This window comes from Bosea sp. ANAM02 (assembly GCF_011764485.1).
In the GTDB taxonomy this organism is placed as follows: domain Bacteria; phylum Pseudomonadota; class Alphaproteobacteria; order Rhizobiales; family Beijerinckiaceae; genus Allobosea.
The window spans coordinates 386,863-413,029 of record NZ_AP022849.1; the positions used below are offsets into that span (position 1 = coordinate 386,863).

Annotated in this window: 28 protein-coding genes; 17 read left to right on the plus strand and 11 right to left on the minus strand. The window is 62.4% G+C overall.

Annotated features, from left to right (window positions below):
* Positions 1-2: 2 nt before the first annotated feature.
* The gene (locus tag OCUBac02_RS25520; protein ID WP_173050499.1) at positions 3-1,730 is read right to left on the minus strand and encodes a type II and III secretion system protein; all 1,728 of its coding nucleotides are present in this window, start codon (positions 1,728-1,730) and stop codon (positions 3-5) included.
* Positions 1,693-2,025, minus strand: coding sequence for a hypothetical protein (locus tag OCUBac02_RS25525; protein ID WP_173050501.1), 333 nt, complete (start codon positions 2,023-2,025; stop codon positions 1,693-1,695). Before OCUBac02_RS25525 ends, OCUBac02_RS25520 begins: the two co-directional genes overlap by 38 nt.
* A gap of 399 nt (positions 2,026-2,424) precedes the next feature.
* Here OCUBac02_RS25525 and OCUBac02_RS25530 point away from each other — a divergent pair, with 399 nt between their 5' ends.
* The 6 genes from OCUBac02_RS25530 to OCUBac02_RS25555 all read left to right on the plus strand — a co-directional run bounded on the left by OCUBac02_RS25530 (position 2,425) and on the right by OCUBac02_RS25555 (position 6,807).
* Complete coding sequence (locus OCUBac02_RS25530) at positions 2,425-3,891, plus strand: hypothetical protein (protein WP_173050503.1); 1,467 nt, start codon at positions 2,425-2,427, stop codon at positions 3,889-3,891.
* 39 nt (positions 3,892-3,930) lie between these two features.
* On the plus strand, positions 3,931-4,275 hold the full coding sequence (locus tag OCUBac02_RS25535) for a G protein-coupled receptor family protein (RefSeq protein ID WP_173050505.1): 345 nt from the start codon (positions 3,931-3,933) through the stop codon (positions 4,273-4,275).
* 130 nt (positions 4,276-4,405) lie between these two features.
* Positions 4,406-5,029: an outer membrane protein gene (locus tag OCUBac02_RS25540; protein ID WP_173050507.1), complete on the plus strand. Its 624-nt coding sequence runs from the start codon at positions 4,406-4,408 to the stop codon at positions 5,027-5,029.
* Positions 5,030-5,108: 79 nt separating this feature from the next.
* The gene (locus tag OCUBac02_RS25545; protein WP_173050509.1) at positions 5,109-5,879 is read left to right on the plus strand and encodes a segregation and condensation protein A; all 771 of its coding nucleotides are present in this window, start codon (positions 5,109-5,111) and stop codon (positions 5,877-5,879) included.
* On the plus strand, positions 5,876-6,448 hold the full coding sequence (gene scpB / locus OCUBac02_RS25550) for an SMC-Scp complex subunit ScpB (RefSeq protein WP_173050511.1): 573 nt from the start codon (positions 5,876-5,878) through the stop codon (positions 6,446-6,448). The genes OCUBac02_RS25545 and scpB overlap by 4 nt, the downstream gene beginning before the upstream one ends.
* On the plus strand, positions 6,448-6,807 hold the full coding sequence (locus OCUBac02_RS25555) for a hypothetical protein (RefSeq protein ID WP_173050513.1): 360 nt from the start codon (positions 6,448-6,450) through the stop codon (positions 6,805-6,807). The genes scpB and OCUBac02_RS25555 overlap by 1 nt, the downstream gene beginning before the upstream one ends.
* Positions 6,808-6,815: 8 nt before the next feature.
* Here OCUBac02_RS25555 and OCUBac02_RS25560 read toward each other — a convergent pair whose 3' ends face one another.
* Positions 6,816-7,415: a hypothetical protein gene (locus OCUBac02_RS25560; RefSeq protein WP_173050515.1), complete on the minus strand. Its 600-nt coding sequence runs from the start codon at positions 7,413-7,415 to the stop codon at positions 6,816-6,818.
* A 1,284-nt stretch (positions 7,416-8,699) separates the two neighbouring features.
* On the opposite strand from OCUBac02_RS25560, the gene OCUBac02_RS25565 reads away from it, so the two are divergent.
* Together OCUBac02_RS25565 and OCUBac02_RS25570 are read left to right on the plus strand one after the other, a co-directional pair.
* Positions 8,700-9,386, plus strand: a complete 687-nt coding sequence (locus tag OCUBac02_RS25565; protein WP_173050517.1) for a ParA family protein — start codon at positions 8,700-8,702, stop codon at positions 9,384-9,386.
* 11 nt (positions 9,387-9,397) lie between these two features.
* Entirely contained in the window at positions 9,398-9,784 is a 387-nt protein-coding gene (locus OCUBac02_RS25570) for a hypothetical protein (RefSeq protein ID WP_173050519.1), read from the plus strand.
* On the opposite strand, the gene OCUBac02_RS25575 is transcribed toward OCUBac02_RS25570, so the two are convergent.
* From OCUBac02_RS25575 to OCUBac02_RS25590, 4 genes are all read right to left on the minus strand, one after another.
* Positions 9,781-10,044, minus strand: coding sequence for a hypothetical protein (locus OCUBac02_RS25575; protein ID WP_173050521.1), 264 nt, complete (start codon positions 10,042-10,044; stop codon positions 9,781-9,783). The genes OCUBac02_RS25570 and OCUBac02_RS25575 overlap by 4 nt on opposite strands.
* Positions 10,045-10,073: 29 nt before the next feature.
* The gene (locus OCUBac02_RS25580; RefSeq protein ID WP_173050523.1) at positions 10,074-11,567 is read right to left on the minus strand and encodes a sigma-70 family RNA polymerase sigma factor; all 1,494 of its coding nucleotides are present in this window, start codon (positions 11,565-11,567) and stop codon (positions 10,074-10,076) included.
* A gap of 113 nt (positions 11,568-11,680) precedes the next feature.
* Positions 11,681-12,190 (minus strand): hypothetical protein, encoded by a 510-nt coding sequence (locus OCUBac02_RS25585; protein WP_173050525.1) that lies wholly within the window; start codon positions 12,188-12,190, stop codon positions 11,681-11,683.
* Positions 12,191-12,227: 37 nt separating this feature from the next.
* Entirely contained in the window at positions 12,228-13,823 is a 1,596-nt protein-coding gene (locus OCUBac02_RS25590) for an extensin family protein (RefSeq protein WP_173050526.1), read from the minus strand.
* 160 nt (positions 13,824-13,983) lie between these two features.
* On the opposite strand from OCUBac02_RS25590, the gene OCUBac02_RS25595 reads away from it, so the two are divergent.
* Positions 13,984-14,415 (plus strand): hypothetical protein, encoded by a 432-nt coding sequence (locus tag OCUBac02_RS25595; protein WP_173050528.1) that lies wholly within the window; start codon positions 13,984-13,986, stop codon positions 14,413-14,415.
* A 146-nt stretch (positions 14,416-14,561) separates the two neighbouring features.
* On the opposite strand, the gene OCUBac02_RS25600 is transcribed toward OCUBac02_RS25595, so the two are convergent.
* Positions 14,562-15,257 carry a hypothetical protein gene (locus OCUBac02_RS25600; RefSeq protein ID WP_173050530.1) on the minus strand — a complete coding sequence of 232 codons (696 nt, stop codon included), beginning with the start codon at positions 15,255-15,257 and terminating at the stop codon, positions 14,562-14,564.
* Between the two features lie 13 nt (positions 15,258-15,270).
* Positions 15,271-15,828, minus strand: coding sequence for a hypothetical protein (locus OCUBac02_RS25605; RefSeq protein WP_173050532.1), 558 nt, complete (start codon positions 15,826-15,828; stop codon positions 15,271-15,273).
* Between the two features lie 86 nt (positions 15,829-15,914).
* On the opposite strand from OCUBac02_RS25605, the gene OCUBac02_RS25610 reads away from it, so the two are divergent.
* The 3 genes from OCUBac02_RS25610 (at position 15,915) to OCUBac02_RS25620 (ending at position 17,495) form a co-directional block, all read left to right on the plus strand.
* Positions 15,915-16,316 carry a hypothetical protein gene (locus tag OCUBac02_RS25610; protein ID WP_173050534.1) on the plus strand — a complete coding sequence of 134 codons (402 nt, stop codon included), beginning with the start codon at positions 15,915-15,917 and terminating at the stop codon, positions 16,314-16,316.
* Positions 16,309-16,542 (plus strand): hypothetical protein, encoded by a 234-nt coding sequence (locus OCUBac02_RS25615; RefSeq protein WP_173050536.1) that lies wholly within the window; start codon positions 16,309-16,311, stop codon positions 16,540-16,542. The genes OCUBac02_RS25610 and OCUBac02_RS25615 overlap by 8 nt, the downstream gene beginning before the upstream one ends.
* Before the next feature lie 509 nt (positions 16,543-17,051).
* Positions 17,052-17,495: a hypothetical protein gene (locus OCUBac02_RS25620; protein WP_173050539.1), complete on the plus strand. Its 444-nt coding sequence runs from the start codon at positions 17,052-17,054 to the stop codon at positions 17,493-17,495.
* A gap of 24 nt (positions 17,496-17,519) precedes the next feature.
* On the opposite strand, the gene OCUBac02_RS25625 is transcribed toward OCUBac02_RS25620, so the two are convergent.
* The gene (locus OCUBac02_RS25625) at positions 17,520-18,233 is read right to left on the minus strand and encodes a hypothetical protein (protein ID WP_173050541.1); all 714 of its coding nucleotides are present in this window, start codon (positions 18,231-18,233) and stop codon (positions 17,520-17,522) included.
* 102 nt (positions 18,234-18,335) lie between these two features.
* On the opposite strand from OCUBac02_RS25625, the gene OCUBac02_RS25630 reads away from it, so the two are divergent.
* The 5 genes from OCUBac02_RS25630 (at position 18,336) to OCUBac02_RS25650 (ending at position 22,414) form a co-directional block, all read left to right on the plus strand.
* Complete coding sequence (locus tag OCUBac02_RS25630) at positions 18,336-19,064, plus strand: DUF7168 domain-containing protein (RefSeq protein ID WP_173050543.1); 729 nt, start codon at positions 18,336-18,338, stop codon at positions 19,062-19,064.
* Positions 19,065-19,185: 121 nt separating this feature from the next.
* Positions 19,186-20,445, plus strand: coding sequence for a replication initiator protein A (locus OCUBac02_RS25635; RefSeq protein ID WP_173050545.1), 1,260 nt, complete (start codon positions 19,186-19,188; stop codon positions 20,443-20,445).
* Positions 20,446-20,507: 62 nt separating this feature from the next.
* Positions 20,508-21,032 carry a hypothetical protein gene (locus tag OCUBac02_RS25640; RefSeq protein WP_173050547.1) on the plus strand — a complete coding sequence of 175 codons (525 nt, stop codon included), beginning with the start codon at positions 20,508-20,510 and terminating at the stop codon, positions 21,030-21,032.
* On the plus strand, positions 21,029-22,135 hold the full coding sequence (locus OCUBac02_RS25645) for a hypothetical protein (protein WP_173050549.1): 1,107 nt from the start codon (positions 21,029-21,031) through the stop codon (positions 22,133-22,135). The genes OCUBac02_RS25640 and OCUBac02_RS25645 overlap by 4 nt, the downstream gene beginning before the upstream one ends.
* 33 nt (positions 22,136-22,168) lie before the next feature.
* A complete protein-coding gene (locus tag OCUBac02_RS25650) occupies positions 22,169-22,414 on the plus strand; it encodes a hypothetical protein (protein ID WP_173050551.1) in 246 nt (81 codons plus the stop codon).
* 86 nt (positions 22,415-22,500) lie between these two features.
* Here OCUBac02_RS25650 and OCUBac02_RS25655 read toward each other — a convergent pair whose 3' ends face one another.
* Positions 22,501-24,801, minus strand: a complete 2,301-nt coding sequence (locus tag OCUBac02_RS25655) for a hypothetical protein (RefSeq protein WP_173050552.1) — start codon at positions 24,799-24,801, stop codon at positions 22,501-22,503.
* Positions 24,802-26,167: the final 1,366 nt, after the last annotated feature.

The window sequence follows — 26,167 nt, forward strand, 5'->3', positions numbered from 1 at the left end:
GATCACTCCACCGGTTCGTAGGTCGTCACGGTGGGCTGCAGGATGATGAAGAGCGCGTTCCGCGTGATGTTCTGCGCGCGGTAGCCGGCCGACTGGCTGCGAGCCTTCATCTTGTCGCGCAGGAACGTCGGCTCGTTGCCGTCGAACTGCTCCTGGTCATACTGGATGCCGCCGATGACCGCGGTCTGGCCGGCACGCATACGCACGATGTTGGAGAGCTCCTGGTCCTGGGTCCGCGGCTGCGTCAGGCTACCGAGCTGATTGCCGGCATCGAGCTTCACGAATTCGACGAGCGACTTCAGCTCCATCTTCAGATCGGTGGTGACGAGCTCGGCGTCGGAGTCGAAACGCGGGACCATCTCGACGGTGAGACCGGTCTTCACCGTCTCGGTCTGGGCGGTGCCGAGCGTGTTCGAGTTCGAGCTGCCGCCGGCGGTACCGTTCGCTGCCGCGGTGCCGGCAGAGCCGAGCGTGCCGATGCCGATACCCTTCACGTACGGGATCTCGTCACCGGAGCGTATCTTCACCTGCCGCCCGGAGAGCGTGCGCAACTCGACGTTCTGGGTGACGTTCGTGTTGCCGAAGGTCGACAGGAAGGCGATTGCCGTCGAAACCGACGTCACCGTCTGCGCCCCAAAGAGCGTGCCGACCTGGGTTGTGCCGAGCACGAGGCCGGTCTTTGTCAGATCTACGACCCCGCCCTTCTGGTTCACGACGGTCGTAGGCAGGATGGACTGCTGCGCCGTGCTGTTCGCCAGCGAGTTGACCGTGTTGGTCGCCGTGCCGTTGTTGCCGATCGTGGTGTTCGTCGCGGCCTGCGACACATCCTTGACGCTCAGCGCCTCCGCAATGCCCTTCTGGCGCTGGTCGACGATCGCCGCGAACTTGCTCCAGTCGAAGCCCTGCGCCGACTTGTCATTCATCGTCAGCGAGACGACGGCGACCCGAAGATCGACGGTGGCGAGGTTGCGGACCGTGCGCTTCAGGAACGGCGCGATGATGTCGTCCTGCAGCGTCGGATTGGCCGAATAGACGATCTTACCGGCGTCGACCGACATGACGATCTCGGTCGCACCGAGATTGCGCAGCGACTCCTGGACGCCCTTCAGGATGTCCTCGTTCTGCGGCAGGGCGATCGCGAAGCGGTTCTTGTCCGACAAGAAGATCGTGTTGCCTTCCTGCCAGAAGACGATGCCGAGGCCGGTCTTCAGGGTATCGAGCAGCCCGCCGAGCGTGCCGTCGTACTGCGGGAATGGAAGCCTGCGCTTGAGGACGGCATCCCCACCGCTGCCAGCACCACCCGACGAGACGGTTGAAGCCGCCGGCGCCGCGCCCGGACGCACCGGCGCTCCCGACGTCGTCGGGGACGAGGATCCGACCACCGGATCGCTCCAGCTGAAAGCGAGCTGGACACCAGCTGCCGAAAGCGCCTGGACGAGGTCCGCAACCGTGCCATCCGTTCCAGGAAACTGAACCCTGATCTGGCGTGCCCGCAGCGCGGCCGAGACACCCTGCCGCACCGCACGGGGCTGCAGCGAGGATGCGGGCACCCGGATGCGCTTGATCGCGACTGCGCCGCCATCGGCGTTGAAGCGCTCCTGAGTTGCCTTGAGCGCCTCGGACTGGGTCGGAAGACGCCCCGGCTCCGGCAGGTTCTGCCCGCAACCGGAGACGAGAGCGGTCAGCGCGACGCTAGCGAGCGTCGCAGCCGAAAACTTCCGCTTCCGCACCGGTCCAGGTGAAGCTGAAACCTTGCTTGCCGTCACGGTAAAGGGCCTTTCCATTGACACATCCGATGAACTTGGCGCCTTCCGGCAGCTTCGGACCTTTGGGAGTTGCGGGGGTAGCGGGCTGAGGGGTGCCTTGGGCCGGCAGCTGCGCGTTCTTCGCAGCCAGGTCCGAGATCTGCTTCTTGGTGTCTTCGAGGCCGCGCTTGGCGTCATCGACCTGCCCACGCAGGGTATTGAAATCGCCCTGGAGCATGCTGCGCAGCTCCGGGAAAAGATCCCTGACGATCCCCTTCATCCGCTCCCGATCCGCGATCCGACGATCCTCCTCCGCGGTGTTGACCGGGAGGAATGGGTTCTGACGCGCATCCTGACTCGGAGGCGGCTGCGTCGGTGACGCGGGCTGAGCCGGAACAGGTCTGGGTGCGGCCGGAGTGGAGGTCGGCGGGCTCACAGGACCCTGCGCCACGGCGTGAGACGCCATGGACAAGGCTGTGAGCAGAAGGATCGATCTGATCGAATTCATTAACGTAGCGCCGATTCCTCGGGGTGGCCTCAGGAACGGCTTCGATCATTCGGGTCAATTTGAATGATGGTCAAGGTCCGCTTCCCCAATTCATGTGGGCGGCGGATTAATCCTTCCCCCTTGCATGGATTGCGGAGAAACTCCTCAAGGAATGGATCGGCAAAAGCAATTATGAGCGGCAAGGAATCGGTGAATAGCGCCGTCGTCGCGGCAAGCCGCCTGGTGCGCGCCGCGCTCCCGGCCGCGCGCCTTAACGTGTCGACGCTTTCCGCCTCTCGCCGCGAGCTCGATGCGCTATTCGACAAGGCGCATGCGCCGATCGACAGCCTCCGGCGCCGCTGCGAGATGACCTCAGCCGTAGCGACGATCCCGCTGCTGGGGCGCATCCACACGCGCGCTGTGGCTCGACTGCAGATTGCCGAGGATGCGCTGCACGGCATCCGTGAGCGCGCACACACCAACATCGCCGAGCTGAAGGCCGCAAAGGACAGCGTCGACCGTCTGCAGCGCTCCTTGACCAACCTCGCGAAGGCCGCGCCCCTGATGGTGCGACTCGGGCCTCCAGGCCGCACGATCAAGGCTCGTTCGGACGGTATCCATGCTCGGGCGACAGGACTGCTCCGGAAACGCAAGTCGAACGAATGGATCGCACAGGCGTCAGCCTGTGGCCTGGATGCTCTCCTGCTGGTCCGCGACTGGGCGCAGGAGACCGCTCTGGCGGCTGCCGGCGGGCGAACGGACGCTCACCGTACCGCGACCGCCAAGGCGGCACCGCGAGAGCGCAGGATCTACCTTCCGGTGCCCGCGTCGCTTTCAGCACAGGTCGAGCGCCTTGGAGCGATCAGGGACATCTCGGTCACTGGCGCCTCTCCCTGGTTCGTGACCCCCGAAATGGACCTCCAGCCGTTCGGGCGGCTGTTGCCCATGGCGATTTGGCCGTCACCAGCCGCGGTGAGCATGCCCAGCCTTCCGATGCACGCCGCCGGCCAAAACCTGTGGAGCTTGTTCGATCGGGATTACTGGGATCACGTCCGCAAGCAGACCTATGCGGCCAGCGGCCATCGGTGCGCGATCTGTGGCGGGAGAGGCCCCAGCGCAATCGCCAGGGCCATTCATCAACCTGACGACCCTCGGCCCACGATCCAGGCTCACGAGATTTGGGACTGGACAGTCGGGGACGAGGACGGAGCTGTGGGGGTGCAGCGGCTAACGGGCATCCTGTGTGTCTGCCGGGGATGCCACATGCTATTTCACAGCCAATATGCTGGAAAGCTCGCTGAGCTGAACGGTATGGGTGACGAGGTGGCCGCCGCGATCGAGCAGCGACGCCGAACGCTCACCCGATTGAGCTCCGCCGAACTGGCCGAATCCATTGCGGCCGCCAACGATCGCCTTCGTGAGCTATCGGGCATCAGCAAGTGGGTCGTGGATCTCAGTCACATCGCGGCTCAGCCCTCGCTCTCGCAGATCACCCCGATCCTGCAAGAGAACAACCGCGCCAATATCCCGCCCGAGCAGATCGCCGGCCTGGCATTCCGGACGGATCAGGGACGCACTTTCGAGGCCCGCGATGCAGACGAGGTCGTTGCCAGAATGCTTGGTCAGGAACATTCAATCCTTCGAACAATTGCTCGCTGAGCCTCTTTTCGAAGGCGTCCGGTCGCTGTAGCTTGAAGCATGGACCGAAAGCCCCTCCCCCGTCGCCAGCAGACCGCCGGGCACGGCGCGAAAGCGCCACTCGACCCGGACTTTGTCGCGCCTGCGCACACGATCCCGAAGCGCCGCACCCCACACCGAGGCACGGTCGGAAAGGCTGTGCCGCGCCGGAATAAGCGCAAGAAGGAAACGTCTGTCAGGGGCATCGGCACCTTCCGGCTCCTGATTACGATGGCTTCCTGCTTCGCTTTTTCGCTTTGGCTTTCGGTCGAGGCGCAGAACCTGGTGCGCGATCGATTCTCCCCGCCGCCACCGGTCATGAAGGCCCAGATCTCGATGGGCGACAGCTCAGCCTTCAAGTTCTGATCCACGAACCACCCTTCGTCCACGCATTCCTTGCATCCTCTCAAGGATCGCGTTGACATTCCTTCTAGCCGATGCGCTCCTCGATTAGGTCGCCTCAGGAATCGTCCTGGCGAAGGAAAGGGATTGCATCATGTTGAGGAAGCTCATCCTCGCCTCCGCCAGCCTTCTCGCGCTGGCCGCCTTGTCCGGCACCGCGAATGCGCAGTCGCCCTACGGCTTCTATGTCGGCGCCGCCGGCGGCGGTGTTTCCGCCAGTGCCGAAACCTCCGCGCTCCACGTCCCGAGCTTCGGCTCCACCGATCTCGGCATGAAGGGCTTCACCGGCGGTGGCTTCGCGGGCTTCGGTATCACGAGCTCGGGCATCTACACCGGCATCGAACTGTCGTACGACTTCGCCAACGGTGAGCACAGCACTGTGCTGCCGGGCGTCGGCCTCCTCTCGATCGGCCGCGACCACACCTTCGGCGGTGCAGGCCGCATCGGCTATGCGTTCGACAAGGAAACGATGGTCTTCGGCAAGGTCGGGTACGCTTACTCGCACTACACCACGAAGGACCTCTTCGCCGGCCTCAGCGAGAAGAAGTGGCAGGGCGGCCTGAAGGTCGGCGTCGGCGTCGAGCGCGAGATCGCGGCGAATTTCGCGCTGCGCCTCGACTACGATGCGGACTTCGCTTCCCTCAAGCTGCCGGTCAGCGGGATCAACTCCGACATCGTCACCCAGACCGGAAAGGTCGGCCTGGCCTACAAGTTCTGATCAACTGATCGGGACAGTGCGGGGCTCGGGTTTCGTGTCGTCTCCCATGGCCTCCTGAGCTCCGCACCTGCAACTTACAATGACGACCGACCCATTCTTCGACAGCGCGGATGAAGACCAGGATGCCCTGGTCATTTCGATCGACGCCTTCGAAGGACCGCTCGACCTCCTCCTCCACCTCGTTCGCCAGCGCCGCGTCGAGATCGAGCAGGTCTCGATCCTCGCCGTCGTCGACCAGTACATCGCCTGGGTCCGGTCGGCGCAGAGCTTCAGGCTCGAACTGGCCGCAGACTGGCTCGTGATGATGGCCAATCTGGCCTACCTGAAATCGAAGATCCTTCTCCCGGCCCCCAAGGACGAAAAGGCTGCCGCCTCCGCGGTTGTCGAGGACCTCGCGGTTCGCCTCCGCCGCCTCGATGCGCTGCGCTCGATCGGCGAAGCGCTGATGTCCCGCCCGCGGCTCGGGGTCGATTGGTTCGCCTCCCCTGCCCTGGATGCCGCCAAAGGCCCTGGGAAGCGCCTGGACGCCTCTCTGCACGCAATCCTGTCCGCATACGTCCGGGAGGCGCGCTACACGCTCCAGCCCGCCCAGGCACCCGTCAGGAAGCCACACGTCACCCTTTCGGTGGAGGAGGCGATCGCCGCGCTGGGTGACAGCTGGATCCCCGACGACCGGTTCGCCAGCATCCTGACGTTCGTCGACCGGGAAACCTCGGTCGATATCATCCACGCCCGATCGAAGATCGCTTCGACCTATGTCGCAGCGCTTGAACTCGCCAAGCGCGGGAAGGTCGAAGTCCAGCAACAGGACCTCGCGATCGGCATCAAGAGCACCGGAGGCGCAAGATGAGCGTTCAGACGGCTGCTAACGTCGCTGAGGCCGCACTCCGCAGTGCTCCTGGCCCGATGCCCGAGGACGAGCTCTCCAGGCTCCTGGAGCCGCACGGGGCCCCTCCCCTGCATGACGTTCTCAGCCTCCTCGCCTCCGAATACGAAGGCCGTGGGGTCCAGCTCCACCAGTCGCAACTTGGCTGGTCTCTCCGGACCCTCGTGGAGGCATCGGACCTGGCGCGAGAGCTCGCTGAAGAACCGCTGCGGCTCACACGAGCGGCTCTCGAAACCCTCGTCACGATTGCCGTCTACCAGCCTGTGACGCGCTCCGAAATCGAACGAATCCGCGGTGTCCAGCTCTCGCCGGGCATTCTCGACGTTTTGCTTGCATCCGATCTCGTGCGTCCGGGCCGACGGCGCGACGGCCCGGGACGCCCGCTGACCTGGGGCACGACCGAGGTTTTCCTCGATCACTTCAACCTTGCCGGGATCTCGGATCTGGCTGCTTTCGAGCGCGCCCGCGATGCCGGCCTCCTCACCCTTCCTCCAACCCGCGCCGACGCCGGCGACGACCGTGAGACCTTGTGATGACCACTCTTTTCACCGCTGAAGAGCGCGCTCGCATCGACGCTGAATTTGACCGCCTCGAGGCGCTCGCGACCGAAGAAGGCAAATCAATCGACCGAGCTGCCGCCATCCTCCGCCATCATCGTACTGCACGCGACGCTGTCCGGGTTGGTGTGAGCGCCCGCATGCGCTTTTCCGACATCGCGCCGCTGATGATCCGCTGGGCCCGCTCACACGGATCGCCGGAGCTCTACGCGCAGCGTCTGCTGGCCCAGGTCCTCAACGCGGCCGGCCTTGGGAACGTGCTGGATTCCCGTGCTATCGGCGGCGATTTCATCGTCTTCGCCGTCAAGAACCTGCGCACGATCCGGCAGGGCTAGGACCGCGACTAGGCTAGGCTCAGCGCGATTCCGCCAAGGTTGACCGAGTAGGCTTCCGGGACTCCGCGTGGCCCTTGGTACAAGGCCTGGGAGCGGAGTGTCCCGATCAGAAAGCCGCCTGCCCGAGCCTCGCCGTCGACATTGATCAGCTCGATTTCAGGGCTCTTCCAGCTGTCCTTCCGGAAGTTGAAAACCGCCGGCGGTTCGTCGAAGTGCCAGAAGGTCAAACGGACCTGGTCGATGTGCTCGACAACGATGCGGTTCGAGGCCCTGTCATCCTTCAGATCGAAGCGGACTTCGAGCATCTTTTCCGAGGTGCCGAGGGTCGGCTCCACGCCTCCATAGGCAAGGACCGCGTCCTTCTGCTCCTTCGTCATCTTGAACGGGACGAGCGCGATGCTCACGGACGCGGAGTTGCGGTGAAACCAAGCGACCGTATCGCGGAACGCAACGCGATCGCTGCCGCGCGCGGCCGATGCCTGCATCTCGTCATTGCCGGGTGTACAGCCGAGCGTGCTCGCCGCGACAAATCCGGCACCGACTCCGAGGATTGTGCGTCTGCTGGCAAGCAGCTTCCGCGATTCGTGATTTCGGCGTAGCAAGTCCATTCGGGAAGCCTAGCTCAGAACGTCAGTTGCGCAATGGAATGATGGATTCTTCACGCAATCCTTGCTCCGCGACCGACAGGCTTGATAGCAAGGATTGCAGGGCTCCGCCCGCTTCGCAGAGGTGCTGATGAACCCGCGGTCGAAGTGAACCGTCGCGTCGGAGCGCCCTGAAGCTTGAGCCAAGGCATCCGCGGATTCGCGTGATCGAGGTCATCCAACGAACCACGGCGAAGTTCGAGACACCTGCCCCTCACGTTTCGGAACTTTGACCCCGCCATCCATGCCTCAATTCGGCCTCGCCCAGCCGCCGGCAGCGTGCTTTGCACAGACATTTTCATCGCAGGGCCGCCAAATGACCCTGGAATGATCGCCGTTGTTTCGTCTAAGCCGTTGTTTTGACGTTGCTTTTCAGCCGTCTAACTGAAGCACCGGAATCCCCTCAAAATCGGGCTTTAGGCTCTCGGGACTGGCTCAACGCCCTGACCTCCGTCGCGATCGGCCCTTTTACCCGGCTCCGCTCCTCCCTGTCGCGAGGCTCGGGCACTGCCGCGTCCGGGACGCGCTCATCTCTGACGGGAGCGAACCCTAGCGTCGAATAGCGTCGAGAAGTGAAGCATCGCGTCCACTAGACGCGCGTCACGTACGGAACTCTGCCGTCCCCTCGCCTACGCGTGCCTCGCCGACGGGAGAGTTTGAAATCCTCCCGCATCCTTCGGGACAGGTCGCGCTCGTCCCCTCGCGGAGCGTCCAGTTGGAGAGGCTCTCCGAGGGGACGGGAGCGAATGCGTCTCTCCCGTTCGATATGCTTTCCTCCCGACCGGTAGGGAACGCGCCAGTCGGCTAGAGTTGGCGCCGCTATCTGACGCTCTCGTTCTCTCGCCTCCCATCCCATAGGCTAGCGTCCCATACGATCTCGGTCCCTATCGTCCCGTTCGATACCATACGCTCTCCTAGGCTCGGCTATCGTCGCGTTCGCTCCACTCGCGTCGCCTATCCTCGGATAGGGGATGATATCCGATGGGATGATATCCGATCCTATCGTTCGGGATCATCCCCTATCCGACGATCTCCTCCCGTTCGATAGGGGCCGGTAGAGTACGCGTTGCTCTCGCCCCATATGATCGCCTATCGTCCGCAATGGGAGGAGTGCGTCCCAGCTCGAACTCACTCCTCCCAAACGCTCCCGACGCCTACCAAATCCGATCGAATCGAAGCCTATCATTTACCCGTCGTTAACCATTTGGCCTCACAAAGAGGCTCGGCGAACGCGCAGGAGGCTCAGCGATGCCAGTAATTTCAGTAGCTTCGCCAAAGGGCGGCTGCGGCAAAACCACGAGCTGCCTCGTCCTGGCGACCACTTTGGCCGCGGGCGGCGCTACGGTGACCATCCTCGATGCGGACCCAAACCGCCCCATCGTTAACTGGAAAAGCCGCGATCAGACCCAAAGCACGGTCAATGTCATCGGTGACGTAACCGAAAAGAGCATCATCAGCGCGATCGAGGAGCAGGCCGCTAAGGTCCAGTTCGTCTTCATCGACCTGGAAGGCACGGCGTCTCTGCTGGTTTCTCGTGCGCTCAGCCGCTCCGACGTGGTCGTCATCCCGATGCAAGCGAGCGCGGTGGACGCGCAGGAGGCCGCCAAGGCTCTCAACCTGGTCCGGGCAGAGGAAGAAGCGTTCAAGCGCGAGATCCCCCACCGGGTTCTCCTGACGAGGACCAACACGGTCGTGAAGACCCGCAATGAACGGATGATCCTCGACGAGCTTCGCTCCCAGAACATCCCGATGCTGACGAATCACCTCAACCAGCGCGTTGCCTTCTCCAGCATGTTCACCTGGGGTCAGACTCTCGAAGAGCTGGACGAGGAGCGCGTCAACGGCCTGCAGGCCGCTCGCGACAACGCCCGCGAGATCGCAAATGAGCTCGTTGAACTCGTTATCGCCTCGCAGCGCAGCGAGAAAGCCGCATAGGGAGACCAACGATGACGGCGGAACAAACAAAGAAGCCCCAGGCCAGCTTCGGGCTAGATCGGGTCGCGCAGATCAAGCCATCTGCGCCCCGCAGTGTGCCCGCAGAGCTGGCTGATCGTGTTGGTCGCGAAATGGGTTTCGTCAGCCGAGAAGGGGCGGAGGCGCCGGAAGCTCCGGCTGCGGCGCCGGTGGAGGTTGTGCCGGTGACGCGCGCAACCAAGAAGGTCGCCCTGCGCCAGCCCACCGATATCGTCGAGCAGCTCAACATGCGTCTCTACCTGAAGGACATCAATTCCTTCATCGAGCACGCGCGGGAAATGCGGCTCTCGTACAAGGACCTGTTCGGCGACGTCTGGCGGTACTACCAGCAGAACAAGCTCGACAAGGCCGAGGGCTAGTTCCGACGCTCTGCTCGCCGGCGATCGACCGGGAAGCTGACCACACTTTGCGTCGCTCTAGCCCTGTGTTGAGAGCGACGCGCGCGCCCCGTGCTCGTGAGAACGAAACGGCCGGCTACGGGATGCCAGGAAATCAGGCCCTGCTTGAGCGCAAGCTCGCGAATGGCCACCGTCGACGGTCGATCCGTCCGGCCTTCTTCGACGTCACCGACCCGCACCACGCATTCCAGCGCGGCGCAAACCTGTTCCTCGTCGCGCATGCACCACCTCGCGAATCGGCCTGCTCCAGCTATAGCAGCTCGGCGAGATCCTGCGAACGACGGTGCGCCTTGAGCTTTGACAGCGCCCGGACCTCGATCTGGCGGACACGCTCCCGCGTCACACCGAAGCCATCCGCTACCTGCTCAAGGGTGTGCATCTCCGTCACACCGATCCCATAGCGCATCCGAACGACGCGCTCCTCGCGAGCCGAAAGCGAGAGCATCGAGGCCGACAAGAGACGACGCAGCTCGCTTTGAGCCGCTATCGCATCGGGGGAGGGGCTGTGCCTATCGACGACCAGGTCGCCGAGCGAGTTGTCCCCGTCATCCCCGATCTTCATATCCAACGAGACGACGTCGCGAACGAGCAACCCGATCCGGCGGACCGTCTCAACCGGAACCCCGGATTTGACCGAGACCTCATCGTGAGTTGGTTCCCGGCCCAGCTGATCCCGGAGCCCCTGCGTTGCCCGCTTCACCTGCGAGGCCTTTTCCGCAGTGTGCACCGGGACGCGAATGGTGTGCGCCTGGTCGGACAGCGCTCGCGAGATAGCCTGGCGGATCCAGAACACGGCATAGGTTCCGAACCTGAAGCCGCGCGAGGCATCGAACTTGTCGATCGCCCGCATCAAACCGATGTTGCCCTCCTGAACGAGATCAAGGAGCCGGAGGCCTCGTTCCACGAGAGGCCAGGCGACGGAGACCACAAGCCTCAGGTTGCACTCGGTCATCTCCTGCTTCGCCGTTTTCAGCTCCAGCCTCGCGTGCGACAGAGCCTCCCGCGCCATCGAGTAACGGCCGAAACTCATTTGCCAGCAGCCAAGAGCACGGTTGACCTCGTCGACGCTTGCCGCGCACGCCGGCGACAGGCCTGCCAAACGCGAGAGCGTGTCATCTCCCGAGCTTCCGGGACGACGCCGCCAGGTCGCGACGAAGTCGATCCGAGCCATCCCGACCTCGGAAGCCACCCGAATGAGTGTTCGTCCGATCCCTTCGATCGGCTCCGAAACCACATCGAACGGCTTCAGCAGCTCCTCGAGGCGAAGAGCATCGATACGCGCAGCTACCCACCGCCCGGCCATCACGCGCGACTGCTCGTCGATATCGCCGGCGGACGACATCATCGCCAGTGCGTCGAGGAGCAGATCTCGGAGCTCGCTTGATGGCTCAGCTGGGGCAGGGGAGGGCGCATCTAGATCGGCCGCGTCCGGATCGACCGGCGCCTGCGCTTCCCGGAGCGCGAATATCGTTTCCAGTCGCAGCTTCTCCGCTACGACTTCATCGATCCATTCCTGGATGACGGAGACGCAGAGCCGAAGCCGGAACAGCTCGAACAGAATGCGGGTGCGAGCAGAGTCCATGCGGATGGCCAACGCCAACTCACCCTCGCGCGAGAGAAGCGGCTTGCGTCCGATCTCGTTCAGGTAGAGCCGTGTCGGATCCTGGCTGTCGCGGAGCGCGACAGCATCCCGCTTGACACGGGCACGGGAGAGTTCATCCCGATCTCCGATTTTTGCGTCCATCGTTGGCGAGCTCCGCAGAACACCTGGAATCGTCGCGATTCCGATGCGTCCCACAAGAAGAACCTACGATGGATTCCTTGGACCGCGAAGAAATGTGGTGATCGGGGGCCGTGTCAGTTCGCTCGTTTGAAGGACTTATCGTCCAGCACATAGCGGTCGAAGCCCTTGTCGTGGATCAGCGCAAGCTCGTACCGCTCTGTCCCATCTGGCAGGACAACCTTCCTGCGCCCGACTTCAAGGGCATACGCGTCGAGCGCGCGGTGCCAGTTCTCCCCGTCAAAAACGTAGACGAGGACCCGGGGCCCGTCGGACGGCCCGCTGAACGTCTTCTTCGAGTCGACGATCCTCGGGAAGAGGACGAGATCAGCAAAGCCGTCGCCCGTGACGTCGATGAGCGCGTAATCGGTCAACCCGATCTGCGATGCTCCTTCCTCCTGGGCGAGCGGCAGGACGAAGTGCTCGTGCACCATCTTGGTCCGCTCTTCCTCGGGCCAGTCGCCGGTCTGGATCGTCTCGAAGCCGGCAGCCTTGGACGCGATTTCGTCAGGTCCGACCTCGACCTCCAGATCTGGTGGCTTGGGGTCGAAGAAGAACTGAGCGTGCCCGGGCAGGGGCGCCAGCATGGCTAGCGCCAGGGCAACGGAAGCAAGCCGCATCAGGTCAGCCCCCTGGCTTTACGCCGATTGCACCGCATTCCGTCGTACCCTTGTCGCGCGAGTCGAAGTGATAGTGCTTGTAGCCGCCGCGGTTCACATAGAACACAGGCCCGAGCACGCCGCGGAACTTCCCGCACGCGATCGGCAGCATCTGACCCTGCAGATACTGCTTCACGCTCGGGTTCGAATAATACTGGCTCGTGTCGCCCGTGGTGCTGCCATAGAAAATCGACACGTCGATGGCCTTCCCGACAGCATGGGCCGACAATTTCGCGCTGCTGGTCGTCTGACCGCGGCAGCTGAGCGTCCCGAGCGATTGGATCTTTGTCAGGCCGATGCCACCCTTGGCCGCCTCGCCGAAGTTCTCCCACTGCTCGGCCAGCGAGCAGTCCATGGTCAGCTCGCGACCCAAATCGACCGCCTTCCCGCGGTAGCGTACCGCGCTCGGCACGGTGCAAGCCGTCCCTTGATAGGACCCTGCATTTAGCTGGCCCAGCACTTTTATGTCGGGGATCTTGGCCTTGAGGCGCTCGATGCACTTCGGGTCGTCTGCGGCGCCGGTGACGGAACCGCCGGTGCCGCCACCACCACCGCCTCCGCCGCCGCCGGAGCCGCCGTTCTTGGCGTATTTCGAGTAGTTGTTCTTGGCCTCTTCGCCGTTACCGGTCTGGCCCTGGTCGGTCTTCGCAAAGGAGCAAGCGAGCACGAAGGACCAGGCCGAGGTGCCGCGGCGGAAGGTCTGCTGCGAGCATTCGTTCTCGCGGTTCCCCTTCGAGGCGCTCTCCGCGTATTTCTCCGCCTTCTGGCAGTCGCTCATGTTCATCTGGAGCGGCTTGTAACGCTGACAGAAGCCCTGGAGCGCGGCTGGATATTTCTCGCACGGGATCGCCTGCAGCATCGGGATCGTCGGTTGGCAGGTCTTCGACGTCTTATCGAGATTGTTATCGGTCTGGTTCTCGTTCTTGTTGTTGCACGAGTTCCCACCCGCGCCGGTGCTGTTGCTCCCGGTGACGTCAGAGATGTCGATGCCGTTGCCACGCGAGATATAGGTGCCCACGCAGGTGCCGTTGCCATCCGACGAAGCGGCCGAGCACTGCATCCCGCTGTTGAAATAGTTCCTCACGCGGACGTTGCCGAACTGCATCGACATCATCAGGCCGGACTCGGTGATCGTCTCGCCGTTGGGCATCGTCTGCCCGACATATTTGTCGAGCCCGAAGGATTTCACCTGGCGCCAGTTCGACTGGAGGTACTTCCCGTAAGCGTCGTCCTGCGCGGACGGATTGTTGAGGAAGTCGCCCCAGCTGTTGACGCCGTTCGTGCCCGTAAACCCGCCGCTGCGGTTCATGTAGCCAGCCTCGACGAGGGCGGACTGCCCCATCTGATAGCGGCCATAATAGTTGCCGTTCCGAGCCTGGTAGTTACCGCTGCCTGCAGACTCGCTCTTGGCAACCCGGTCGGCGAACGCCTGCGCGCCGGTGCATTGCCCACCGCCCGAACTCGACGAGGAGCTGCTGCTCGACGAGCTTGAGCTCTGTGCGAAAGCAGGGATCGAAATGCAGGTCGCAAGGAGCGCCGAGAGGATTGCGATTCGATTCATAGGGCCGCCAGCCAAGATTCTTTCAATCAGGCTAGCCGCATTCCTTGCAGGTTCCAACGATCGTCCCGCCAATTCACCGAAATGTAAGGATCAGCGACCATCGTCCTTTTGCTCGCGACGGGTTGTGGTATCGTTCGGGCATCGTTTCGAGGATTCTCGCATGCGCCGATCAATCTTGCTTCTCGCCCGCCTTTCCATCGGCATCGCTTTGTTGGCGAGCGGCCCGGCGTCCTTCGCACAGAGCTCAGGCCAGCCGACTGGCGCGCCGATCAAGTTCCAAGCGGTGGATGCAGACAAGGATGGGCAGGTGCTGAAGGCATGGCCCGAGCTGCAGGACATCAAGCGCAACGCGCCTGACCTGTTCGCCAACATGACCCACTATTCAGCGCAGGTGCAGACCGCGTACGGCCCGGCCACGCTCTCGATGGTCGTCGGAGGAGGGCAGTGCGGGCGCCAGCTCTGCGAGATGCGAGTGTTCCTGCCCGGGAAGCCTCCGATGCTGATCGACTCATGCTCGGACCCGACCGCGCAGTACGTTACCGAGGACGGCCGAGGCCTCATCGCCTGCGGGAAGTTCGTCCCGTTCGAGTGAGGGTTGGGGCTTCCCAAGCGGAGTCGCCCAGTTCAAGATGCCCTTGTCGAGCTGTCGAGGGGATCGGCGTCAAATCCCGAAAAGGGGATCGAGAGGGCCCTGCCTAGCGCAGGGCCCTCTTAGTTTGAGGGAACGCCGAGACAGTCCTACGAACCGGGACTGTTCTTCGCACCGATCAGGGCCGTGATCGGCCCGGCCGCGATCGCCGCGAGGGTCTGCTCGATCTCGCCGGGCGCCACCAGGGCAGCCAGGCGCTTCCGGAGCTCGTTGATCTGCTGGACGAAGCGCTCCAGCGCCTTCTCGTTCTCGGGACTGGCCGGGATCGTGGCCACAATCCTGCCGTCCTCGCCCCGGACCTGATCAGGCCACGGCTCAATCTGCCAGCGGTTGAACCATTCAGCGTGCAGATTGTACGAGCGCATCAGCACGTCGCCCGTGACCGTCTTTCCACGCTGCACCTCTTTCCATGTCAGCTCAAGGCCACCGCCGCCATCCTTGCCATATGCACGGACAGGATTGACCGTAACGACGAGCCACTTTTCCCAAGCGATGCGAAAGGCGGAATCGAGCTTCGAGCGGATGCCCGCGATTACGGCGTTGATGTCGGTGCCGAACTCAGTGTCACCGGTCTCGTCGCATACCGCGAGGATTCCGGCAGCAGTCGTTTCGGCAGGCCCCTCGGAGGCTTTCTGAGAGAGCTTCTTCTGCAAATACAGGTCAATCACGACCTTCTTGATCGTGGTTTTCCGCCCGGCTTCGTCATCGCCGTCGACCGATTCCACATCGTAGAAGATCTGATCGAATTTCTTGCCCCGACCGGGGTTATGGGAAGGCTTACCCACTCTCAACTCCTACTCATTTCCGATCGCCGAGATGCCGGTAAAGCGTCCGCACGCTGACCTCCAGCTCGTCCGCGATGTCCCGAGCCGACAAGGATGGGTCTCCCCACATCTTGCGAGCGCGCTCCAGCAGCTCTCCATCGAGCTTAGGCCGGGGGCCACCAAGGTGCTCCGACGTCTCTCGGTTTCGCTGCATCTTTGCGATGACCTCCAGCCGCGTTCCGCTGGTCGCCCGGCGGGCGAAATCCACGATTCCCGCAGCGTCTGGATGCCAGGTGAACCTCTGTCCTGTCTCGGCGTCAAAGACCGTCGCGCCGATACGCGCGACATCAGCCAGGAAACCGAGGACATCATCTAAGCCCACCCCCAAGCGCGACGCAGCAGCGACGACGAGCTCGTCCCCGGATTTCAGCGAATGCAGCAACAGGGAGCGGCTCTCGAACGAGTAGGGCGCGCTCCCTCGATGGTCATCCATCATGATCATCGAGGGCGGAACGCCGGCATCTCGCTGCGCGCAAAGCTGTGCGTCCAATGTCGGCCCTGCCCGGGAAAGGCGAACGTAGCCAAGTTTCATCAATCGATTCCTTGATCGGCACTCACGACATTTGACTTATGGCAGGAGTTATGTCAATTCATCCCCAAGAATTGCAGGAGGCAGCCATGTCGCAGGTCGAAGCCGTTTCAATCTCGATCCCCGTTCCGATGGACAAGATCCACAATGCGCTCGTCAGCGCGTTCGAAGGAGGCGCCAACTACTGGCTGCATGGGGATGAGCTCGTCGAAGGCTACCGCAAGCCCGACAGCAATCTCGTCTGGTACGGGCACGAAGCCGTGTTCGCGCAGCCCTTCAAGGCCAAGCTTCGTTTCGAGGATCCGAAGAAGGAGGAAGGCAACGATGAAGGCGAACGCGTGATCACAAACGCCGACATCGAACGCGGCCTCGTCCTGATGGCGACGAAGGCACCGCGGCACTTCGCGGACCTGCTCAGCGACCAGGGCGACCAGACCACTGGCGACGTTCTGCTGCAGATGATCGTGCTTGAGGACATCGTCTATGGCTGAGGCCAAGCCCCTCCGCCTGACAGAAAGCCGGCTGCGCATCCTCAGGACCGCAGCCGGTCACAAGCTCGGGCTCGTCGACCGCCCCTATTTGCTGGGCTTCGAGCGCGTCTCTTGGGACCGGAACGCTCGTGCCCTCGTCGGCGCCGAGCTTCTCGAAGACTACCGACATGGCGGCTACGAGATCACCGATGCCGGCCGAGCGCGACTCGCCGAGGCCGGGGGCTGAGCCCATCTTGCCGCAGCGTCAGATACCTGCAAATCTGCGATCGGCAGGGCAGGGGGCTCTTATGGCGCGCGTCGACCTTCGGATAGCATCGCGAGCAGCCGCATTTTCCGCCGGCTTGGCCCTCTTTGACATCTCAGCGTCCGCTCAATCCTTCGCAGTCAGAGATCTGGAATGCCGAGCGCGAGCCATCCGGGCCTGCGTCGTCAATGCCTATAATTCAGCGTGCGATGCGACCATAAATCCGACTTACTGCCGGCAAACAACCTCAATCCCGGCCGAAACCGACGCAAATAAGACGCACGTCGACTCCTGTTCTGCGCAATTCGATAACACGAGGCCCAATGAGTGCCTCGTCAAGATAGACCTGGGAGCGATCCTTGCAGAGATGCGAGAGACGAACCGCGCGATCCGCGAGGATCAGCGGGCGTTGCTCAACCAGCTGTGCAAATCCATCGGTAATCACCCCGAAAGATGCGACGACACCCTTCCTGGAACGAAGTGAGATAGCTATGCACGCCCGCTTCGCGCTTTTAGCCACCGTCCTCATCTCTGGATCCACCAGCGCTTTGGATGCAACGGCTCAAGAGGTTTTCGTTCGCGACCTCAAATGCCGAGCCGCCGCGATTTCGGCCTGCGTTGCAGATATCAAGCAGCGTTCTTGCCAGCGAGGCTCGACGAGCTTCACCGGCGCAGTTTGCCAAGGACCTTACACGGATACGCCAGACGAGGTGAACGCAACCTCGTGCGGCGAAAAGATCGATAACCTGCAAGCGGGAACTTGCCTGGTCCCGGTCAACCTGCAGACCCTGATCAACAGTTCCGGGATACTCGCGGAGCTTAAGGAGACAAACCGCATCCTGCGAGAGGACCAGAGAGCGCTTCTGACCCAGTTCTGCCGCTCATACGCCCCGAAGCCCGAAAGCTGCGAGGCGATGTTTGCTGGAGCAAAGTGATGCCGGCGCGAGCCGCGTCACTCATCAGGGGCGAAAACCTGGGGCAGGGGAGCCATAGAGCTCGGGAAGCTCTGAGACACTGACTCCACCTTCTTCACCCGGCACGAACTTCGTCAGCTCGCGACCATGGCTGACAATGACGCCGTCGTCGAGCACATGCATGACGGTCGGCTCCTCGGCCACGGTCTGGTCGAGATAGGCTCCGACCTTGAAGCGCCCCTGATCGATCTCGATGAGAAGCTCGCGAACCGTGCCATCCGGTGCCGTCGCACCGATGAGGATCCCGCCGTCCAGCGCAGCCGAAATCGTAACAGGCCAGGGCTTCTGCTGATCGGCTGACAGCTCACTGCCGTCGTCGTTTTTGAGACGCCAGTCCGCGATCTCGGTGAAATGAGCCGCCTGCAGCTTCTTCAGCAGCTCCTTTCGATAGCCCTGCTCCAGGTTGCCGACCTCCTCCGGATTGAGCTGCAGCTTCCCGCACCAGGTCTCGAAGTCGTCGCGCTCGATCCGAACATAGAAGGGACCGTTGAAACTCTCCTCGACGGCCGCCTCGCCGACGGGGTCGAGATTGCGGACGTTGCCGGCAAGGATCGACTGCACCGCCGCCGTGAATGGCTCATTCGGCAGCTCGAACAACGCGATCGCTGCGTCGAACTGCACCTTTGGTCCGTCAGGCAGTGCGTGGTCGTCGATCCAGACCTGGGGCTGATAGTAGGCAGGCAGAGATGGAATCGGCATTGATTTCTCCTTCATCCACCAAAATCAGCAGCTGCGATGCATTGATCAAGCGCCGGAATCCTTCATCCACGGTACGATAGGCCGTTGGAATCGAGAGAGCCCATGAAGGATCGGCAGAGAATCCTCGACATCATTCGCGCACTTCGCGCAAAAACTGTCGGCAACGCTGCAACAGAGGCGGAAGCCGCGGCCGCGGCCGCAAAGGCAGCTGAGCTCCTGGAGCGCTATGGCATCCGGGCGGACGAGCTCGAAGAGGCGCCCAAGGACGAATTCGTCAGCGAGGAATTCCGTTCCGACCAGGAGGTGGTCTCCGCCCGGCTCTGGCGCGTCGCGAACGCGATCGGCAAACTCACCGACACGAAGAACTGGACGTCTCACAAGACGGCGATGAAATCTGCAGTCGAGACGTTCTTCGGCCACGAGGCCGACGTTGCGATCGCGATCTACCTTCTGGAGATTTGCGCCCGGGCCATGAACTCGCTCTCGGATCAGCTTCTGGCTGACATGATCCTCCTGAGGCCCAACGTGCGCCGCCGGCGTCACATCGCGTTCATGGATGGCCTCACCGACACCCTCTGCCGGCGGATCAACGAGATCACCTGGGCTCGGCAGAAGGCCATCGGCAAAGGCTTGATCCTCCGGAAGATGGACATCGTCGAAGCGGCCATGAAGGGAACCGGCGTCAGCCTGCGATACACCCGAAGCGGTCGGGACAGCCTGAGCCACGATACCGGCTACGAGGCCGGCGTCAGCGCAGCAAACGACGTCTCGCTCAACGCGGGTTTGGCTGGCGCCGGCGTTGCTCCCATGCTCTCGGATCGATCAAACTAACGGCCCAGCTTCCCGCAATAGGTTTTTGCTATCATGCCCGGCGAGCGCTGATTCGGGATCGCTTCCGGATCCGGCTTGTCAGCGCTCGGGGCCAGCATTCAGCGGGCGGCAATGTGAGGTCATGGCAGCACCAAAGCGCATCCCCCTGATAGCTCGTTCCGAGTTCGCGGAGCTATCGCTCCACGAGAAGAACGCCTATCTCCAGGATGTCGCACGCCAGATCCAGAAGATGGATGGCGAGGCGCCAGAAGACTACCGGTCGCTCGACAAGGAGTCGCTCAGCCGCCTGCGCCGCTATTACGCTCGGCGGACCCTATCCGAGCTGAAGCTGGAGGAGGTTCAGTCGCCTGGCATCCGCCAGGCCCTGCAGCGGATGTCGGATGCGATCAGGGCGGAAGAGATCTGCCGCGTCGCTCGCCACGAAATCCCATCGAAACCCGACGCGGCTCGCTCCAGGCCCGAAGCCGGCGCCATCATGCGGGATCCGCCGACCGAGCACCCGCAGATGGAGTTCTTCGTCCCCCAGGTGCACGACGCGCCGATTAAGGACGAGTTCTCGCTTCTCGACATCGCTCCCTTCTCGCTCTCGAAATCATCCAGCGCCGGTGTCATCACCTACGAGCTGAAGGACGCCATCATCCGCATCGAGGGTGGTGCGCAGGTCGGCCTGGCCACCGCCTGGGACTACGATATCGTCATCAACATGATCTCGTATCTCGCTGAGGCGATGCGCCAGTATCACATCGACGAGCGCAAAGGCCTGCGCCCGACCTTGCCGCCGCGCGTCTACCGCCCGGCCGCATCCGACATTCTTCGCTTTTGCCGCCGAGAGCTCGGCGGGAAGCAGTATATCGACCTGGAGAAGGCGCTCGACCGGCTTCAGGCGACACGCATCAAGATCACCAGCCTGACGAAGGACGCCAAGGGTTCACGGCGCGACACCGAGGCCTCGCCGATGATCGGCCGATATCGTGTGGTCTCGCGCACTAACCAGGACCGCATCGACCTGGTCGAGATCGAGATCCCAGATTTCGTCTACAACGGTGTCGTCCGGCCTGACGGCAAACCCACCATCCTCACGCTGAACCCAGACTACTTCCTCATCACCCGCCCGATCGCCAAGTTCGTCTACCGCCTTGCACGGAAGGCCGCCGGCGAGACCGAGGCCCGCTACTCCCTCTCGGAGCTCCGCAAGCGCTCCGGCTCCAAGCTGCCCTCCTCGAAGTTCCGGACGGCGATCGAGGAGATCGTCGCCGCCTCCAAGGTCGAGGCCTTTCCAGACTACGATCTTGAGATCGAGGAAGGCCGCAACGATAAGCTGCTCCACATGCGCTGCCGCCCGACGGCGAGGCAGGAACGCAGGCTTGCCCTGACTGGCTAATCCTCTTGTGGGTTTCAGGCCCGCACGAAAATCCTGTGAGACCACTCACAGGGAAAATTCTGATGCCGCACGCTCACCCGCTGGCTCTCGGCACGTTCATCCGCTCCGAGCGCCCTGTCATGGATGAAGGTGACTATGGGGAGCGCTACGCCGCGGCTGGAGCAGTTGGCGAGATCGTCCGGATCGACCCCGACGATGAACACCGCTTCCGCTACAGCGTTCAGTTCCTGCCGAGCGGTATTTCCACCATCGAGCTGGCGAGCGAGCTGGACCAGCATGCGGTGGTCCTCCCGGCCGGATCCAACGAAATCCCATCGCCGGCCGTCCGTGAGCTCGCCAGGGCCGTCCTGGAAGCATTCTACGACTCCCAGGTCGTTGACGAAGACCAGGTCGTCATCATTGAACCCGTGACAGCGAGACGCCTCGAACAGGCGGGTGCGAGCATGTCCACCGGGATACGCAGTGCTATCAACGCGGTCCTGGCCGCCCGCCCTGCCGGCGTCTCTTTCGCCCTGATCGATGACCTCGCGGCGGCGGCCGGCGTTGCCGACCGTCTCACTCCATCTTCGCCGGCCCCTTCGCCGTGAGCATTCTGACCCCCCAGCAGGCGTTGACCCTTCAGGGGACGCGCGCGGCCGACGCCGCCGGTCGTCCACTCGTGCTCTGGCACGGCACGCGCCATATCTTCGAAAGCTTCGGGCACAGCACCGACCTCGGCTACCACTTTGGCTCGCGTCGCCAAGCTGAGCGCCGGCTGCAGACCCTGTCTCCGGCCGAGCTCGACGCAGCTCCTGGGCCCGAGCGCCTGATCCCCGTCGCGCTGCGCGTCGCCAACCCTATTTTCCTTCCCGACGACCCTCGGTGCTGGACGGGGCTCTACCTGGCTAGGGCGTTGCGCCGCTTCCTTCCAGCGGACAGGCTGGCGCAGATTCGCGAGCTCCTCCCGCGTGAATTCTACGAGCGAAAAGCCATCATCGAACTACTCCGCCAGGGGCTCAAGACCGCCGGCTTTGATGGGATCATCTACCGCAACAGCTATGAGAGCTCGGCTCGCTCCGTCTCGTGGAGCTGGCTCGTCCTCGACAGCGAAAACATCGTCATACTCCCGCCAGAGACTGACGCTTCAGCGATCGAGTGGCCCGACGGCTTTCTTAACAGGCCTGGTTTCGATCCCGATGCAGAGCTTTCCCGGGTTGGCGGAATCCGGACGAAGGCCGGCGATGTGAAGCTCGCGGCTGACAGACGGGCTATTTTGATCGCGGCGACGGACGCCCTCAGCGAGTTCCTTCCAGAGGGCGTCCACCTGAAAGGCGACAAGGACTACTCTCGGGTGCGCTTCAATCATGCGGAGCGCTTGGTCCAGGTGGAAGTCAGCGGACGGATTGGGCGGATGCACGCTGCGATAGGTGGTTATCAGCGCGAAGAACTCGCTGGCCTCGGCCTAATCTGGGGCACGCCAGCGTTCGATGCCTGGCGCAACACGGACAGTTTCAGAGAGACGCTCTCCGGTTCCCACACTGATGACCGAGTTAGCACGGACCGCGACCATCATTCCATCTTCGTGTCCTGGCAGCCTGGTCAGCAACTGGAGGCATTCGTGAAGGAGTTCACAGACCTTCTCAGGGTATCCCTGGCGGCCGTTCCTCCGCCGCCCGCACCTATCCCGGCGCCGGCTACTCCTCGCCTTTGAAGCGTGTACGATTAGACGAAAGGAGTCGCGTCGATGACGAATACCCCATGGCCCAGCTTCGACACTGCTGATCTCGGCGACAGCGCGGCTGACGAGGTCGAGTTCACCCGGCGCTGGGACGCCTATCGCGACGGCATGCAGGCGTTGATCGCCGCCGGCGGTGTCCACAGAGACGAGGACGACTGGTGGATCGAGACGGCGACGGGCACCCTCATTGGTCCCGATCCTGAACTCGTCCGTGCGCGGACGACCGAGGATCTCGTGCAGTTCAAGCCTTAAGACATCGAGCCTCGCGATCGATGTGCGAGGCTCGATTTTTGGCAATAGGAGGTGTGACTCTTGTACGGCGATTTTGGCAGAGCCGGTCAGAGCTCCAGATCGGCTTCCATCGCTGCTTCCAAGACTTCCTGAACAAGCTCGATGCCATCCTCGATTGAGCGCAATCGCTTCAGATCCCGCTCCTTGATCTCTCGGAACACGGCCTCGGCCAGGCTGTCCGATCCATCAGCAGTCAGCAGATAGGTGGTCATGGCCAAGGTGAATGGCGAACCACCACCGCTCAACCCGTTGGCAATCGCATAAGCGACACCTCGGATCAGCGAGAGGAAGTGCGTGAACTCTTCGCTGTCCTCCGATCCGTCGCGACACTCAAGAGCATTGCTGACAGAGTAGTCCGCCAGCATCTCGCCGAGAGCGACCTCCAGATTGGCCGGTGTCCAGGGAACGTCCGGAACCGTCACGATGCGGGATCGCTCCTTGCGGCCCGGTTTCTCCTCGAGGCAGCCGAGAACATGTCGACGCTCCGCAGCCGGCATCCGAGCATCCACGACGATCTCGGCCGTAACCGGCGACCCCTGCAGCGCTAATGAGAAATAGGCCTGCTTGAACGGAACCAGCGAGAAGCGATCGTCGGGAAAGGTTTTCGCGAGGAGATCCACAAAGGGCCGCGACTTGGTTGCGCGCGACCGCGATGGCGCCTTTCCCTTCCAGACAATGCCGCAGCCGGCCTCCATCATTCCGATGAGCGTCGCGGTACCGAGGTCGCCCACCATTGACGCACCAAGCGATGTCGGTAGTCCGGGCGCCTTCTTCATGGACAACGTAGAGTAGACGACAACCTCGCCCGTCCGCTGGCTCTTGAACAGGATGAAGGGAAGGCGAGTGGGCTTGCCGGCGATTTCACCCGCGTCGAGCCATTGACCTCTGGCGAAGTTTGTCGGGAAAGGATCGAGATCGAGCGCGTTCCAGCCCTCACCCTCGACATCGCCAAGCTCGTCGAGGCGCTCCTCCAGATCGAGAGGAAGGGTGACGATCTTCGGCAAGGCGTGTACAGCGAGGTCAGCCATACCATCGTCCACGACGACCTTCGGCTCGATGTCGTCGAGGTCGATGCTTTCCAGCGAATTCTCGCCCGGGCAAAGTTCAGCGAACTCGCGGATGTTGGCCTCAAGATCCGGAATGTGAGGCAAGATTGCCTCCATCAGTTCCTCGGGGCCGTGAATATGAAGTCTGAGTCTGCGCGGAACGCCGGTCGAGCGCAGGAAGACATTCCGCGCGAGCCTTTTGGCGAATATCGCCATGTGCCCCGCCATATGCTCGACGAAATCCGGCTCCTCATGGTCGCCCCAGACCTGGTCGCACTCCAGCGCGAGGTTGACCGCGTCCGATTCCTCATGGGTTTCGAATTCGAGTGAAAGCCTCTGGGCGTAAACGGCGATGGGGTATGATCCCGCTTCCTCGGCATCCAGCGAGGCGATCGCGATGTGATAGCTCCCGTCCTCCATCGCCATGAGGGCTTTCGGGTTGCCATGACGCCAACCCGAGAGTGAACGGAGTTCCCCCAGTTCCTCGTCGGTCGTCGCAACCCAACTGCGGCAGCCGTTCTCGGGATCGATGTGCCCGAAGCGCGGGCTACCTTCCCACGAAATCGGGGAAAGCCACTGCGTCGGCAGAGTGATCTGCTGAAGGAGAGCCTGCTCCCGCAGCTCCTCCGCCTGGTTCGCCGGACTTCCGGCGAAATGGATCCCGTTGATGGTCAGGAAGGGGCCGGATTGCGCCCCAAAGCTTGCAGCCCCTTCGATCACCGGGGCCAAAATACCTCGGATGGCCTCCGTAAGGGTGGGGTCGAGCCCAGCTTTTGTGACGATGTGATGCTCAAGAACCGGCTTGCCGGCACGACTCGCGCCATCGCCGACAATGCGGCTCCAGAGTTCGATGACAGGGCTTACCCCGACCGCAAAGGCCGACAGCGGCCGGAGCTCGGGACGCTCTTCGTCCTCTTCCTCGATCATCCCGAACCCGCCGACGACCTGATAGTCGCAGCGGGCGTGCAGAAGCATGCCTCTCTTGTCGAAGATCACTTCGACCCGGGGCACGATGAGGATTCCCCATTGAGGAATCTCGTTCTCGTTGTCGGAGAGGACAATGCCCGCTTGCCCTTTATGGGCTCGCAAAGCTTCGACGAAATCGAGGATGCTATCCTGCTCGACATCCACATCATCATCGAAGTCGAGGCTCGCAATCACCTCGAAATGAGAGATGTGCTCATCGGCGATGGTCGAAACGAAATTATCGATCGTGGCAGCGAACTTCTCCATGATCCCAACCATCTGATGGCCCTGGGAATCGGGGGTAAAGCTGTGACGAACCGAAATTTCAACCGACATCAGACCTCCATCTCGACGCCTGCCGAGAGAACCAAGTGCGTATTCCTTAGCAAGGTACCACGCTCCCGATGAATCCTTTCGTCTCGTCGTCCACGCAATTCTAGGAAAGCGCAGGTCGCTTTTGCGGCCGCGGCCGCCTCAGGAATTCTGGCGAGCCACACCATTGGGTGACCTCCAGGCGACATCAACAACCGGACGCCGGCAGCACTAGGCTGCGATGCGTATGGATTCGCCCGACAAACGAATGACGCTACGAGATCGCCCAAGCCCAGCTTTGATCGCCAGCAACTACGCCCTCTCCGGTCACGCTCAGCTCGACTTGAATCGTGGCACTGAGCTTGGCGATTTCCCGTGCGATTCTCTCGATGCCCTTCGCTTGCGCTCCCGAAGCCGAGCTGATGCAAACGAGAGATTCGGACACCTTCCGGGCGCGGACATGACGCCTCTCAGCGCTGCGCCCGCGTCGGCCCACTCAAGCCGGATGCCACCGATCGAACGAGCTAAATGATGAAGCCGACGCTTGGTGCTCTGGACGACACATCGCTCATCGTTGGGCACAGCCTAAGAGCCAAGTTGATCGTTAAAGGTTTAACAAAAATCTAATCTGCTGCGAAATTGCTCGCTCGTTTTAGAGGAATCGTTTTTCCAGTTTCTCACTTAGGTTTTAGACGTCCCTGGCCGCCTTTTATTGCGCCGTTGCAATGGGTTGATCATATCGCTCCGGAGCGAAATACGGTCCTGCCGGATCGTTGTACGGCCGCGACAGATTGAAGTACGGCTTTGGCTAGACCGAAGTACGAACGATTTGGCAGGCCCCTCGTTGCCAGATCGCTCGGATCGACCTGCTTCCTGGAACCGAGTCGCGGTGACCCGCCCAGGTCAAGGCGAGAATCGATGGCGAGCCCTGGAGATACCCTGCATCCGAAATGACAACGGGAAAGAGCATGATGTACGGAGGTTTTGGCAATCCCCCGGCGCGCGCTCGAATTTTTCTGACTTGCCTTAGTCTCAGAAGCAGCTTCCGCCAGAAAATGGCAGTTCGCGAAGGACCGTTGTACGGCATATCCGACAGCTTGGTGCCAATCGGAAGGTCCAAAAACAACGGATTTCCGCGGCTGCAGGCGACTTACCAAATCATCGGCCCTGCTCGCTAGCGATCGCAGGGCGCGCGGCGACCGAGGTAGCGATGTACGCCCATTTTGACAACGACGCCGAGACGAAGAAGTCCGCCCGTGGAATCGCCGGCCGAGCTCTCAACGGGCATTTTCTCCCCTCGTTCGTCGCGATCCCCGCTAGAATTGGTGTGATGTACGGTGATTTTGGCAGATAATACGGTTTGGCGCTTCTGAACGCGAGTTCCCGACTG

Excerpts from the sequence above, each read along its gene's own strand:
- OCUBac02_RS25525 (WP_173050501.1), bottom strand. The coding sequence starts at position 2,025 with ATGAAGGGGATCGTCAGGGATCTTTTCCCGGAGCTGCGCAGCATGCTC.
- OCUBac02_RS25530 (WP_173050503.1), top strand. The coding sequence starts at position 2,425 with ATGAGCGGCAAGGAATCGGTGAATAGCGCCGTCGTCGCGGCAAGCCGC.
- OCUBac02_RS25535 (WP_173050505.1), top strand. The coding sequence starts at position 3,931 with ATGGACCGAAAGCCCCTCCCCCGTCGCCAGCAGACCGCCGGGCACGGC.
- OCUBac02_RS25540 (WP_173050507.1), top strand. The coding sequence starts at position 4,406 with ATGTTGAGGAAGCTCATCCTCGCCTCCGCCAGCCTTCTCGCGCTGGCC.
- OCUBac02_RS25545 (WP_173050509.1), top strand. The coding sequence starts at position 5,109 with ATGACGACCGACCCATTCTTCGACAGCGCGGATGAAGACCAGGATGCC.
- scpB (WP_173050511.1), top strand. The coding sequence starts at position 5,876 with ATGAGCGTTCAGACGGCTGCTAACGTCGCTGAGGCCGCACTCCGCAGT.
- OCUBac02_RS25555 (WP_173050513.1), top strand. The coding sequence starts at position 6,448 with ATGACCACTCTTTTCACCGCTGAAGAGCGCGCTCGCATCGACGCTGAA.
- OCUBac02_RS25560 (WP_173050515.1), bottom strand. The coding sequence starts at position 7,415 with ATGGACTTGCTACGCCGAAATCACGAATCGCGGAAGCTGCTTGCCAGC.
- OCUBac02_RS25565 (WP_173050517.1), top strand. The coding sequence starts at position 8,700 with ATGCCAGTAATTTCAGTAGCTTCGCCAAAGGGCGGCTGCGGCAAAACC.
- OCUBac02_RS25570 (WP_173050519.1), top strand. The coding sequence starts at position 9,398 with ATGACGGCGGAACAAACAAAGAAGCCCCAGGCCAGCTTCGGGCTAGAT.
- OCUBac02_RS25575 (WP_173050521.1), bottom strand. The coding sequence starts at position 10,044 with ATGCGCGACGAGGAACAGGTTTGCGCCGCGCTGGAATGCGTGGTGCGG.
- OCUBac02_RS25580 (WP_173050523.1), bottom strand. The coding sequence starts at position 11,567 with ATGGACGCAAAAATCGGAGATCGGGATGAACTCTCCCGTGCCCGTGTC.
- OCUBac02_RS25585 (WP_173050525.1), bottom strand. The coding sequence starts at position 12,190 with ATGCTGGCGCCCCTGCCCGGGCACGCTCAGTTCTTCTTCGACCCCAAG.
- OCUBac02_RS25590 (WP_173050526.1), bottom strand. The coding sequence starts at position 13,823 with ATGAATCGAATCGCAATCCTCTCGGCGCTCCTTGCGACCTGCATTTCG.
- OCUBac02_RS25595 (WP_173050528.1), top strand. The coding sequence starts at position 13,984 with ATGCGCCGATCAATCTTGCTTCTCGCCCGCCTTTCCATCGGCATCGCT.
- OCUBac02_RS25605 (WP_173050532.1), bottom strand. The coding sequence starts at position 15,828 with ATGAAACTTGGCTACGTTCGCCTTTCCCGGGCAGGGCCGACATTGGAC.
- OCUBac02_RS25610 (WP_173050534.1), top strand. The coding sequence starts at position 15,915 with ATGTCGCAGGTCGAAGCCGTTTCAATCTCGATCCCCGTTCCGATGGAC.
- OCUBac02_RS25615 (WP_173050536.1), top strand. The coding sequence starts at position 16,309 with ATGGCTGAGGCCAAGCCCCTCCGCCTGACAGAAAGCCGGCTGCGCATC.
- OCUBac02_RS25620 (WP_173050539.1), top strand. The coding sequence starts at position 17,052 with ATGCACGCCCGCTTCGCGCTTTTAGCCACCGTCCTCATCTCTGGATCC.
- OCUBac02_RS25625 (WP_173050541.1), bottom strand. The coding sequence starts at position 18,233 with ATGCCGATTCCATCTCTGCCTGCCTACTATCAGCCCCAGGTCTGGATC.
- OCUBac02_RS25630 (WP_173050543.1), top strand. The coding sequence starts at position 18,336 with ATGAAGGATCGGCAGAGAATCCTCGACATCATTCGCGCACTTCGCGCA.
- OCUBac02_RS25635 (WP_173050545.1), top strand. The coding sequence starts at position 19,186 with ATGGCAGCACCAAAGCGCATCCCCCTGATAGCTCGTTCCGAGTTCGCG.
- OCUBac02_RS25640 (WP_173050547.1), top strand. The coding sequence starts at position 20,508 with ATGCCGCACGCTCACCCGCTGGCTCTCGGCACGTTCATCCGCTCCGAG.
- OCUBac02_RS25650 (WP_173050551.1), top strand. The coding sequence starts at position 22,169 with ATGACGAATACCCCATGGCCCAGCTTCGACACTGCTGATCTCGGCGAC.
- OCUBac02_RS25655 (WP_173050552.1), bottom strand. The coding sequence starts at position 24,801 with ATGTCGGTTGAAATTTCGGTTCGTCACAGCTTTACCCCCGATTCCCAG.